Raw genomic sequence first — 12763 nt, 5'->3', positions numbered from 1 at the left:
CTATCATGTCATATGCAAGTCAAATTATCCAGATTCTCAAAGATAAAAATCCATCACAAAACGAGTTTCATCAAGCAGTAGAAGAGGTTTTAACTTCGCTTGAGCCACTTTTAAGCAGAGAGAAAAAATACCAAGATTCTGCGATTTTGGAGCGAATGGTCGTGCCAGAGCGACAGATTATCTTTCGCGTGACTTGGGTAGATGATAAGGGTAAGATTCAGGTAAATTATGGTTATAGAATCGAGTTTAATTCTGCCATTGGTCCTTATAAAGGCGGGCTTAGATTCCACCCGAATGTCAATGTGGGCGTGATTAAGTTTTTGGGATTTGAGCAAGTGCTTAAAAACTCTCTTACAACTCTTTCTATGGGCGGTGGCAAAGGCGGAAGCGATTTTGATCCAAAAGGCAAAAGCGAAATGGAAGTTATGCGCTTTTGTCAGTCATTTATGAATGAGCTATATAGGCATATAGGCGCGCATACAGATGTGCCCGCTGGAGATATTGGCGTGGGTGGTAGAGAGATTGGGTATTTGTTTGGGCAATACAAAAAACTAACCAATCGATTTGATGGTGTGCTTACAGGCAAGGGGCTAAATTGGGGTGGAAGTTTGGTGCGACCTGAAGCCACGGGATATGGTTGTGTGTATTTCGCGCAAGAAATGCTTAAAGATCGCAATGAAAGCTTGGAGGGTAAAATCTGCCTTGTTTCAGGTGCGGGCAATGTAGCAATTTATACGATTGAAAAACTTCATCAAATCGGGGCTATTCCGGTAACTGCGAGCGATTCAAAAGGAATGATTTATGACAAAGAAGGCATTGATGTAGCGCTACTTAAAGAAATCAAAGAAGTAAGGCGCGCGTCTTTAGAAGAATACGCCAAAGCCAAACCAAGTGCCAAATACACTAAAGCAAGCGATTATGAGAGCGGGTGTAATGGGGTTTGGAGCATTCCGTGCTTTGCGGCATTTCCAAGCGCGACACAAAATGAACTCAGCGCAAAAGACGCCAAAATCTTGCTTCAAAATGGTTGCAAATGCGTAAGTGAGGGAGCAAATATGCCTTCGACAAATGAGGCGATCGAACTCTTTTTGAATGCAAAGATTTGCTATGGTCCGGGCAAGGCTGCAAACGCAGGAGGCGTGGCTGTGAGTGGATTAGAAATGGCACAAAATGCAAGTATGCACCCATGGAGCTTTGAAGAAGTCGATCAAAAGCTACTTGGCATTATGAAAAACATCTACCAAAACGCCTCAAGCACAGCAAAAGATTTTGGAGATCCTACAAATCTTGTGATGGGAGCAAATATTGCGGGCTTTAGAAAAGTGGCTGACTCTATGATCGATCAAGGGGTAGTTTGATTGCGGAGTGTAGCGATAGTAAATTTTAGCTTTAGGGCTTTTCAAGCCTTTAAGATTCTTCAAAATCTTAGAATCTGTGTGGGTTGTGCTTTTTTGTTGATTGCATTCATTAGTGCGGGTTGCAAAAATGAACAAAACACAGCCCAAACTGCCCAAACTTCTGTGGATTCTGACTCTAGACTTTCTCAAGAGCTAGAATCTATAAATCCAGATTATGAGAAAAAGCAAGAATATATCATCTATCAGATTGTGCCAAGTCAGATTCTTTTGCAAGAGTTATCACATCAGCTTGAAGAATCTAATCAATCAAAAGAATCAAAAGATTCCAGCAAGTCTGATAAATCCAATAAAGCAAGTAAAGATACTATGTGGCTTTTTGTCTCACAGAATCAAAAAGGCATCTTAAGCGCGGTATTTAGAAGAAACCACCAGAATCTCAAATGCGCGCTCAAAAATACACTCAAAAGTTTGGAAAATGGAGTGTTAAACGGGCAGATTGATTGTCAAAAGCAGTTTATAGCCCAGATCCAGCAAGGCAAGATTATCCAGCCAAAAATCACGATAAGTAAAATCAGCGAGATTCTCCATAATCAAAAAGAAATCAGCAATATCTCTTCTGTCTCTAAAGATTATGATGTAGCCCTTGAGAGTGTGAGGGAATTTGCGCTATATAAGCACACTTCACAGCAAATGCTTCAAGATTCTGCGTTGCGTATTGATTTTTTGTGCTCTGATACAAGCAAAATCCAGCATGCAATCAATCAAATCCAAGCAAAAAATTTTCAAGCCTACAATATCGATAGCCCGACAAATTGTGATGTATCGCAAGCGCAATTTGACGCATTTATTAAGCAGAATCTACAAACTCGAAGTATAAGTATGAAAAATAATGGCTTAAAAAATAGCTACGAGCTAGAATATATGGATTATAGTGTTGATTTTTTTGATGATAGGTTTTTGCAGTTGCATCGCACAAAGTTTGTGGATATGGGTGGTGCGCATGGTGTGTGGAGCTCTGAATATATGATGTTTGATTATGAAGGACATAGAATCAATCTGCATAAAGATGTTTTTGATACCAAAGCAGATGGATTGCTTCACAAACTCCAATCCAAACATACCGCGTTTCTTGAGACACATCAAGAATGCAAAATTGATGCTAAGCAGGATTTTGACTATACGAATGCAAGCGTGGCTTTTGGGTATGATGGCGTGTATTTTATGTATGCTCCTTATGTGCTTGCGCCATATTCGTGTGGTGAGGTGAGGCTGAAGTTTGGGTTTGATGAGATCAAAGACTTTATCAAAAAAGATTCTAGGCTTTTTGAGTTTGTCAATGAATTTGGCATATCAGAGCCAAAGCAGGCAGACTTTGTCGATACACTTTATCTTGAATGCGCTAAATGCGAGATTTCTACGCTTTATACGCAAGATCAGATTCTAGAGCTTAGAAATAGCCTTGATGATGAGGAGTTTTATCACATTATGAGCCACAAAGAGCTTGATGAAGCACATTTGAAGCAATATGACATCAGCATAAAGCCAAGCATTTATAATGGGGATTACGCATTTATCGATTTCAATCACAAATACCTTCTGCCACTTGAAAGCCTCAAAGGCTCGCACTATATCTTGTATCAAGAAGGAAAAAAACCTTATTGTATCAAAGATAAAAATAGCAATGCAGAAATTGATAAATATTTTGGGATTAGTAATTTTATCGAGCTAAAGGTGCTAAATCGCGTGGAAAAAATCGAGATTAGCCAATATCTCAAAAGCCTTAATATCGATATGTCAAAAAACGAATGCGCCACACTCTCACGCGAGATTAAGTAGATTTGGCTTTTGCTATTTTATAAAGCAATCCCAAAGAATCAAAGCCAAAGCAGAATCTCACATTAAAATAAACTTATTTTTATCAAATATTGGTTACAATCTCTGCTTATTTTAGAGATTAGGATTGTTATGGAGAATCTATTACAAGAGTTGCAAGGTGCGCAGACATTAGAGGCATTAGAATCTATCCGCATTAAAGCATTAGGCAAAAAGGGCATTATCACCGAGCAGTTTGTGCAGCTAAAAACCCTCACAGGCGAGGAAAAAAAGCATTTAGCCCAGAATCTTAATATAATGAGAGAAAAGTTTGAATCCACTTATAATCACAAAAAGCAAAGCTTAGAAGGTAAGCGACTCGCACAAGAATTGCAAAATGAAAAAATAGATGTGAGTCTTTTTAGTCTGAATGCAAAACGAAGCATAGGACACCCTATCCATTACATCAAAGATAAAATTATCCAATATTTTGTGAGTATGGGATATGAGCTTTGCGAGGGTCCGCTTATCGAAGATGATTTTCATAATTTTCAAGCACTCAACCTTCCTGAATACCACCCAGCAAGAGATATGCAAGATACTTTTTATTTTAACGATTTAAAACTTTTGCGCACACACACTTCACCTGTGCAAATCCGCACTATGCTTTCGCAAAAACCGCCTATCAAAATGATCTGCCCAGGCGAGACATTTAGGCGGGATTATGATGTAACGCACTCGCCTATGTTTCATCAGATTGAGGGGTTGGTTGTCGATGAGGAGGGCAAGGTTAGCTTTTCGCATCTCAAATATATTTTGGAGGATTTTTTAAATTATATGTTTGGTGATGTCAAAGTGAGATTCCGATCGTCTTTTTTCCCTTTCACGGAGCCAAGCGCAGAAGTGGATATTTCTTGTGTGTTTTGCCACCAAAAAGGTTGCAGAGTATGCTCGCATACTGGTTGGCTTGAGGTTTTGGGCTGTGGGATTGTTGATGATAATGTATTTAAGGCAGTGGGCTATGAGAATGTCAGCGGTTATGCGTTTGGGCTAGGGATTGAGCGCATTACGATGTTAAGCCTTGGGATTAATGATTTGCGAAGTTTTTTTGAGACAGATTTGAGACTATTGGAGCAGTTTTAATGGTTATTTCTACATCGAATTTATCGTATTTTATTGATATTTCACATATTCAGATTGAGGATATGTGCGAAAAGCTAAATAGCATTGGGATTGAAGTAGAATCTATGCGACAGATTCAGATTCCACAAAAAGTCGTTGTAGGGCGCGTTGTCTCTAAGAATCCTCACCCAAACGCCGATAAGCTTAATATTTGTCAAGTTGATGTTGGGAATCAGACTTTTCAGATCGTCTGTGGCGCGCAAAATGTGCAAAAAGATCAATATGTCGCTTTGGCACTTGAGGGCGCAGAGCTTCCAGTGCAAAATAACAAACAAGATAACAAAACCCAAGAGCAAAAAACGCAAGATAAAAAAACAAAAGATAAAAAAGACAGCCCTTTAGCACATACACTCACGATCAAAAAAACGACTCTAAGGGGCGTTGAAAGTTGCGGAATGATTTGCTCTTCAAGTGAATTAGGACTTGAAAAAATCAATGATGGCATTATGGTTTTAGATTCTAGTATCGGCGAGCTAGAGCTTGGCAAGCCATTATGTGAATATGAGTTTTTTAATCAATATCTCATAGAAGTTTCTTTAACGCCAAATCGTGGGGATTGTTTGTGTATTTTGGGGATTGCAAGAGAGCTTGCTTGTGTGTATAATCTCTCAATAACCCTGCCAAGCGAGGAAGAATATGGTTTGGTTTTTGGTATTGGGCGGGCGTTGAATCTATCGGTTGAAGGGTGCTTGAAGTCGTATTTGCTCTATAAAGCCATTGAGGTTCAAGAGATTTCTATGGCATTGCATATACAGCTTATCCTCGCATATAATGGAATCCTAAAGTCAAACCCAATCCAAAATTATAAAAACTTCATCACTTATCTAAGCGGTGTTTTGTTTAATATCTATCCAATCTCAAACGATACACAAACGCCAATCACACTCAAAATCAAAAAAGATGAAAACGAACTAGAATCTGTCTATGATAGCGCGGGACATAAGCTTTCAGAGATTGGCATAAAAAGCTATGTTGATGAAAGCAAGATTGTAGCATTTCCAGCACTTTTGATTGTTGAGGCAAGTTATGCAGAGCCAGAGATTATCTCAAAAGCATTGTTTCATAAGCACATACCACATGATAAAGACATCACTTATCGCTCGACACGAGGAAGTAATCCAGAGCTTCTTATCGGTATGAATCTTTTTTGCTCTATTTTAAATACATATACACAATGCTCGATTTATTCGGGGTATCAAGAAGTCGAGATGACACAAGAGAGCCAAAGGCATTATGTCAATATGACTTTTAATATGATCTCACAAATCATCGGCAAAGAAGTTGAAAAAGAAAAAATAGCCTTGATTCTCAAGCAATTAAATTTCAAAATCGATGCTGATGGTGATGGGGTATTTTTTAGGATTACGCCACCTCCTTATAGGCATGATATTTATTCTCCGCAAGATGTCGCCGAGGAGTTTTTGCGTATTTATGGGATCAAAAACATTCCTTCAACGCCTTATTCTAGCATACAAAAACGAGGCATAAATAAAACTCTGCTTGCATATCAAAACAAACGCGATTTGGCTACAAGAGCGATAGCACAAGGATTTTTTGAGACGATACATTATGTGTTTTATCAGCGATCAAAGCTTGTAGAATGGGGATTTGAAGTGCTAGAAGAAGGGCTTGATCTCAAAAACCCTATCACAAATGAGCTCAATACATTAAGAACGAGCTTGATTCCGGGGCTTTTTGATTCTGTTGTGCGGAATCAAAATTTTGGCTACAAAAGTATCAAAATGTTTGAGATTGGAAGTGTATATAATCGCAAACGAGAGGAATCTCAGCATATGAGCTTTGTTGTGAGTGGATTCAAAACACAAGAGTCATATCCGTATCCTAAGGGCGAAAAATGGGATTTTTATTCATTTGCGCAAACAATCTCACATATCATCGGGGACTTTGAGCTTAGCGCACCTAAGGAGATTCCGACATTTGCGCACCCATATCAATACGCAGATATTATTTTAGGTTCTGTGCGGATTGGATTTATCGGCAGACTCCACCCCAAATTTGCCCAAACGCTTGATATACAAGGAGCGTTTTTTGCGCAGATTGACACGTTTAATTTCAAGATTTTGCAATCTATGAAGCCATATTCTAAGCTTCATTCAAATCAAAGAGATTTGACAATTGTGATTGATAAAGATATTCCATTTCATCAGATTAAATCGCGCATTTTAGATTCTGCTCCGCTGTATCTTAAGGCGATTTATCCGCTTGATGTGTATGAGGATAAGGATTTTGCGCTTACGCTTAGAGCAGTATTTCAGCCACAAGATATAAGCTTGACAGAAGAGCAAATCGCAGGCTTTATGGAGCAAATACTCCATATCCTAGAATCTGAATTTAACGCAAAACTTAAAATCTAAAGGTCTCCCATGCTTATAGGCAAACTTCTTTGTATTAGCCCCGCACAAAGCTTTAGTCTTGAAGTAGATGATATTGCTGCTGATAAATCTATCTCGCATCGTTGTGCGATGTTTAGTCTGCTTACTGATAAACCAAGCGTGATTAAAAATTATCTTTTAGCAGAAGATACGCTTCATACGCTAGAAATCGCCAAAACTTTGGGGCTTGAGGTTGAAGAGATAGATTCTCACACAATGCGCTTCACCCCGCCCAAAAAAATAAAAGAGCCAAATTGCATTCTTGATTGCGGAAATGCTGGAACAGGAATGCGACTTTATGCGGGATTATTATCTGGGGTAGAGGGGTTTTTTGTGTTAAGTGGCGATAAGTATCTTTGCGCGCGACCGATGAATCGCATCATACAGCCACTTCAAAGTATCGGTGCGAGAATCCACTCTCGCGCAGGCGGATTTGCTCCAATGGCAATCATTGGCTCGCAGCTTGATGGATTTAATTATCAAAGCCCTATATCATCAGCGCAAGTCAAATCAGCCATGATTTTAGCGGCATTACACGCAAAAGACAAAAGCACATACATTGAAAACGAGTCAAGCAGAGATCACACAGAAAAAATGCTTATCGGTATGGGTGCAGAGATCAAAAAGCATGAAAACACAATCCATATCTCACCGCTTACAAAACCCCTAGAATCTGTGGATTTTGCTATTCCTGCTGATCCATCGAGTGCGTTTTTTTTCGCGCTTGCAGCAGCTATTGTGCCGGGGAGTGAGATTTTGCTCAAAAATGTCGTGCTTAATAAAACTAGAATCCAAGCCTTTGAAATACTCAAACAAATGGGCGCAAAAGTAACTTTCACTAAAACAAGCTCGCCTTATGAGGAAGTCGGCGATATTTATGTAGCCTACGCGCCTTTGCATGGCATTACTATTGATAGCCATATTTCTTGGCTTATTGATGAGCTTCCGGCATTAGGGATCGCTATGGCGGTAGCAAATGGCAAAAGCGAAGTCAAAAACGCTAAAGAATTGCGTGTAAAAGAGACTGATAGAATCCACGCGCTTTTGGTGAATCTGCGCGCTTTGGGTGTGGAATGCGAGGAGAGAGAAGATGGATATGTGATTTATGGTGGCACATTAAAAACATCTGCAAAGCCTGCAAGCATACAGAGTTTTGGAGATCATAGAATCGCTATGAGTTTTGCGATAGCAGGGCTTGTGAGTGCTGTGGAGATTTCTGATTATGCATGTATTAGTATTTCATTTCCAAATTTTGATGCTATTTTGTGTAGAATCCAATCTGTTAAATATATCGTTTAAGGAATACTTATGGAAGTCAGACTTGCCAAGAAGCATGGATTCTGCTTTGGTGTGAAGCGCGCGATAAAAATCGCTGAAAAAAACAAAAATAGCTTTACATTAGGACCGCTTATACATAATTATCAAGAAATCAACCGCCTTCAGCAAAATTTCAATGTCGGATTAGAAGAAGATTATACGCAAATCAAAGAAGGCTCAACGCTTATAATCCGCACGCATGGGATTCCTAAGGGTGATTTAGAAAAGATTAAAGCCAAGCAATTTCATGTCGTTGATGCGACTTGTCCATTTGTAACAAAACCACAACAAATCGTGGAAAAAATAAGTCAAGAGGGCTATCAAATCATTATTTTTGGCGACATTACGCACCCTGAGATTAAAGGCGTGATGAGCTATGCCAAAAACCAAGACAATACGATTGTGATTTCGGATTTGCAAGCGCTTAAACAACAAAAAATATACCAAAAAGTCGCACTTATCTCGCAAACAACCAAACAAATTGAAAAATTTAATGAGATTGCAAGCTATTTGATTACCAAATGTCATGAAGTGCGTATTTTTAATACAATTTGCAATGCAACTTTTGATAATCAACAATCAGCGCGAGAATTAAGCCTAGAAGTAGATGTTATGGTGATTGTCGGTGGCAAAACTTCTTCAAACACAAAACAGCTTTTTATGATTGCCAAAGAAAATTGCAAAGATAGCTACCTTGTCGAAGATGAGAAAGAAATACAAAAAGAATGGTTTTATGGTAAAAAAATATGTGGCATTACCGCTGGGGCTTCGACTCCTGATTGGATTGTGCAGAAAGTCAAAGAGCATATTGAAAATATATAATTGTAAATGAAAGTTAAAGCTTATTAAAGCCAATTTTGATTAAAATTGCTTCAATATTTTTATAAAGGGTTTCGATGAGAGTTGTTTTAGATGATTTTGAAGATAATGATGAATTTGCTAGATTATTTGCAGAAAGTGTCAAAAGAGAAGATGATGGACAAATAAAAAGCGGAAAAATAATTTCAATCCAAGAAAATGGCGCATTAGTAGATGTCGGCGAGAAGCTAGAGGGGTTTTTGGGTTTAAGTGAGATTGTCGATGAGAATGGCAATGTTATTTTTAAAATCGGTGATGAAATAGATGTGTTTGTATCAAGCGGAAGGGGCGAGCGTCCGAATGTATCTTACAAAAAAGCGATAAAAACCGCAAAAATCCGAGAAAAAATACAATCTCTTGCTAATGATTTCAAAGACATTATTATCGAGGGTAAAATTATCCGCAAAAATAAAGGCGGATATGTCGTAGAATCTGATGGCGTGGATTATTTTATGCCAAAATTTGCCGCCGCACTCAAAGATCCTAACAAAAGCTTAAACAAACACATAAAAGCGTGCATTATCGATGTGCATCCAGAGGAAAATTCTATCATTATCTCAAGAAAAAGATTTTTTGAAATCAATGACCAAAAACAATCCGAAGGAATCCAAAAGCTCCTTGAAGAAAACAAAATCTACAATGGTATAGTCAAAAGTATTACGAGTTTTGGAATGTTTGTTGAAGTCGATAATATCAAAGGGTTGGTACATTATACTGAAATCAGCCACAGAGGACCAGTCAATCCAGCCAAACTATACAAAGAAGGTGATAGCGTAGCACTCAAAGTCGTGGGCTATGATGAAGAGAAAAAGCGACTTTCATTTTCTATAAAGGCAATTTGTGAGGATCCATGGAAAGAGATCCAAAAAGAGCTCAAAAAAGGCTATACGATTAAGGTTGTTGTCAATAATATCGAACCTTATGGTGCTTTTGTGGATATTGGCAATGATATTGAGGGCTTTTTGCATATTTCAGAAATATCGTGGAATAAAGATATCAAGCACCCTAGTGATTATCTCAAAGTCGGTGATGAAATTGATGTGGAAGTGATTGAGATTGATACAGAAAATCGCAGGTTGAGGGTTTCTCTCAAAAATCTTCAGCAAAAGCCATTTGATGAATTTGCCAAAGCTCATAAAATCGGAGATATAATCAAAGGAAAAATCGCGACTTTGACTGATTTTGGGGCATTTGTAACATTTGGTAAGGTTGATGGATTGCTTCATAATGAAGATGCATTTTGGAACAAAAACGAAAAATGCAAAGATAAATTCAAAGTCGGTGATGAAGTAGAAGTCAAAATTATCAAAATTGATGTGCAGAATCAACGCATTTCATTGAGCCAAAAAGCATTCAACGAATCGCCAGCAGAAATTTTTGGTAAAACACACAAAATAGATGATGTTGTAGTCGGAAAAGTCGTGGATATTAAAGATTTTGGTGTGTTTATCAATACCGATGAAATGGACGCGCTAATCAGAAATGAGGATTTATATCCAGTCAAAAAAGAAGAAATTAAAGTCGGCGATGAGATACAAGGCGTCATCAGCCATATAGACAAAGCAAATAACCGCGTCCGAGTATCAGTCAAAAAGCTTGAAAAACAAAAACAAAAAGATGAAATCAAAGCGTTTAATTCAAACGACAAGATGACATTGGGAGATATTCTCAAAGATAAATTTTAGATTCTGAATTTAGAGTAATAGATGAAAACAAAATTAATTCTATGGGCTTTTATAGCTCTATTTTTTGTTGGTTGCTCTTTGGGGCTTTTTTTGTATTTTTACAAAACATTCACCCAGCAAAAATTCACAATCAAACATATCATTGAAGCTCCCATTGCTTCTAGCCCTAAGGAGTCGCAAAAAAATTGGTTTGATAGAATCACAACTTTTAATACATCATACACTTACCCATCCAAAGAATTTGATGTCATGATAGATTTTATCGATCCAAATACAAAGCATATTCCAGAAAAGCTCCTTATATCAGCGATTGATAAATATAAATTTGCGTGTATTAATGAATTTTTAAAATCACAAAATATCAATTTTGCGTATAGCAAAAACCACAATAGCGTTGATATTATCATCTATTTACCAAAAGAATACGCACAATCAAAAAGCCTTATTCATAATCTTAATTATTATGATATAGACTTTGCTTATCAATAAATCACAAAAAGGAGTAATGTATGTATAAAATAGCTGTGTGCGATCATATCCACCAAAAAGGCTTGGATATGCTTTCTTCTCAAAACGATATTGAAATGTTTGATTTTTCGGATTTGCCAAAAGATGAGTTATTTGCGCGACTCAAAGATGTCGATGTGGCTATTACGCGTAGTTCGACAAGTGTCGATCAGAAGTTTTTGCAATCTGTGCAGAATCTGAAGGCTGTTGTGCGTGCGGGTGTTGGGGTCGATAATGTCGATATTGATGGGTGTTCTAAACAAGGCATTGTTGTGATGAATGTCCCAACAGCAAACACAATCGCTGCAGTTGAGCTTACAATGACACATATTTTGAGTGCTATTCGCAATTTTCCGGGTGCAAATACTCAACTCAAAGATGAGCGCAAATGGAAGCGCGAGGATTGGTATGGCACAGAATTAAAAGGCAAAAAGCTTGGTGTTATTGGGTTTGGAAATATCGGCTCAAGGGTTGGTATCAGATGCAAGGCTTTTGAAATGGAAGTCTTGGCGTATGATCCTTATATCCAGCCTTCAAAAGCTACAAATCTAGGGATCACTTATGTCAAAAATTTTAGCGATATTCTTGCTTGTGATATTATTACCATTCATACGCCCAAAAGCACAGAAACAAAAAATATGATCACCAAAAAAGAAATAGCGCAGATGAAAGATGGCGTTATCCTTATCAACTGCGCAAGAGGCGGGCTTTATAATGAAGATGATTTATATGAGGGGCTGAAGAGCAAAAAAATTCGTTGGGCAGGTATAGATGTCTTTGACAAAGAGCCCGGAACTTCAAATAAGCTTTTGGATTTGCCAAATATTTATGTTACGCCTCACATTGGTGCAAATACTCTAGAATCTCAAGAACAAATCGCCAAAGAAGCGACACAAGCAGCAATGGAAGCTGCACGAGGAATAGCGTATCCAAATGCGCTTAATCTTCCGGCTACACAGGCAAATACTCCTGACTTCGTGCAGCCTTATACAGAGCTTATACAAAAGCTTGGATATTTTTGCTCAAAAGTCGATAAAAGTGCGATAACTTCGATAAAAATCCATACAGAAGGCGAGATTAGCAAATATGTAGATTTACTTAAGATTTTTGCGATTGTTGGTGTGCTTAAGCCTTCTTTGGATAATAAAATCAACTATATCAATGCACCATTTATCGCGCAAGAAAGAGGCATACAAATCCACACAAATACGCAAGATTCATCAAATTCATACAAAAACCTTGTCAGTATCACGTTTAATACAAACGAGGGAAGTTTGAGTGTCGCAGGAACGGTATTTGATGATAATATTATCCGATTGAGTCAATTTGATGAGTTTGAAGTGCTTGTTGAGCCTAAAGGCAGAATGATTCTTTTCAAAAACACCGATGTTCCGGGTGTGATTGGAAATGTAGGGCAGATTCTAGGCAAACATAGTATCAATATTTCAGATTTTCGACTTGCTAGAAATAATCGTGGCGAGGCGTTGGCTTTGGTGCTTATCGATGATGATGTGCCACAAAAAGTGATCGATGAATTGCGCGATATTCCAGCTTGCCTTTGGATTTGTTATGTTGTGATGTGATGGTGATTGAATGTAATCCAAAAATGGAATTATTTTTGCTTTGTTCTTATAAAAATTATCAATCAAGG

9 protein-coding genes are annotated in these 12763 nt (G+C 38.0%); all 9 read left to right on the top strand.

Annotation, left to right across the window (positions count from 1 at the left end; translation table 11 throughout):
- Positions 1 to 5 precede the first annotated feature (5 nt).
- The 9 genes from gdhA to serA all read left to right on the top strand — a co-directional run bounded on the left by gdhA (position 6) and on the right by serA (position 12695).
- Positions 6 to 1358, top strand: coding sequence for an NADP-specific glutamate dehydrogenase (gene gdhA, locus DY109_RS08750; RefSeq protein ID WP_023948423.1), 1353 nt, complete (start codon positions 6 to 8; stop codon positions 1356 to 1358).
- Positions 1359 to 3194 (top strand): DUF3298 domain-containing protein, encoded by a 1836-nt coding sequence (locus tag DY109_RS08745; RefSeq protein WP_023948421.1) that lies wholly within the window; start codon positions 1359 to 1361, stop codon positions 3192 to 3194.
- A 129-nt stretch (positions 3195 to 3323) separates the two neighbouring features.
- The gene (pheS, locus tag DY109_RS08740; RefSeq protein WP_023948420.1) at positions 3324 to 4313 is read left to right on the top strand and encodes a phenylalanine--tRNA ligase subunit alpha; all 990 of its coding nucleotides are present in this window, start codon (positions 3324 to 3326) and stop codon (positions 4311 to 4313) included.
- Positions 4314 to 4417: 104 nt separating this feature from the next.
- Entirely contained in the window at positions 4418 to 6727 is a 2310-nt protein-coding gene (gene pheT / locus DY109_RS08735) for a phenylalanine--tRNA ligase subunit beta (RefSeq protein ID WP_479686703.1), read from the top strand.
- A gap of 9 nt (positions 6728 to 6736) precedes the next feature.
- Positions 6737 to 8044 (top strand): 3-phosphoshikimate 1-carboxyvinyltransferase, encoded by a 1308-nt coding sequence (gene aroA / locus DY109_RS08730; protein WP_023948418.1) that lies wholly within the window; start codon positions 6737 to 6739, stop codon positions 8042 to 8044.
- A gap of 9 nt (positions 8045 to 8053) precedes the next feature.
- Entirely contained in the window at positions 8054 to 8884 is an 831-nt protein-coding gene (locus DY109_RS08725) for a 4-hydroxy-3-methylbut-2-enyl diphosphate reductase (RefSeq protein WP_023948417.1), read from the top strand.
- Between the two features lie 74 nt (positions 8885 to 8958).
- The gene (locus tag DY109_RS08720) at positions 8959 to 10605 is read left to right on the top strand and encodes a 30S ribosomal protein S1 (protein WP_023948416.1); all 1647 of its coding nucleotides are present in this window, start codon (positions 8959 to 8961) and stop codon (positions 10603 to 10605) included.
- A gap of 21 nt (positions 10606 to 10626) precedes the next feature.
- A complete protein-coding gene (locus DY109_RS08715; protein WP_023948414.1) occupies positions 10627 to 11094 on the top strand; it encodes a hypothetical protein in 468 nt (155 codons plus the stop codon).
- Positions 11095 to 11114: 20 nt separating this feature from the next.
- Positions 11115 to 12695, top strand: coding sequence for a phosphoglycerate dehydrogenase (gene serA / locus DY109_RS08710; protein WP_023948413.1), 1581 nt, complete (start codon positions 11115 to 11117; stop codon positions 12693 to 12695).
- Positions 12696 to 12763: the final 68 nt, after the last annotated feature.

Origin of the sequence: Helicobacter fennelliae (genome assembly GCF_900451005.1) — a bacterium.
Classification (GTDB): Bacteria; Campylobacterota; Campylobacteria; order Campylobacterales; family Helicobacteraceae; genus Helicobacter_B; species Helicobacter_B fennelliae.
Note: the sequence above shows the minus strand (reverse complement) of the source record. Positions and strands in the feature narration are given on the sequence as shown.

Coding starts and splice junctions, on each gene's coding strand:
- DY109_RS08715 (WP_023948414.1), top strand. CDS start 10,627: ATGAAAACAAAATTAATTCTATGGGCTTTTATAGCTCTATTTTTTGTT.
- serA (WP_023948413.1), top strand. CDS start 11,115: ATGTATAAAATAGCTGTGTGCGATCATATCCACCAAAAAGGCTTGGAT.
- DY109_RS08720 (WP_023948416.1), top strand. CDS start 8,959: ATGAGAGTTGTTTTAGATGATTTTGAAGATAATGATGAATTTGCTAGA.
- DY109_RS08725 (WP_023948417.1), top strand. CDS start 8,054: ATGGAAGTCAGACTTGCCAAGAAGCATGGATTCTGCTTTGGTGTGAAG.
- pheS (WP_023948420.1), top strand. CDS start 3,324: ATGGAGAATCTATTACAAGAGTTGCAAGGTGCGCAGACATTAGAGGCA.
- aroA (WP_023948418.1), top strand. CDS start 6,737: ATGCTTATAGGCAAACTTCTTTGTATTAGCCCCGCACAAAGCTTTAGT.
- gdhA (WP_023948423.1), top strand. CDS start 6: ATGTCATATGCAAGTCAAATTATCCAGATTCTCAAAGATAAAAATCCA.
- pheT (WP_479686703.1), top strand. CDS start 4,418: ATGCGACAGATTCAGATTCCACAAAAAGTCGTTGTAGGGCGCGTTGTC.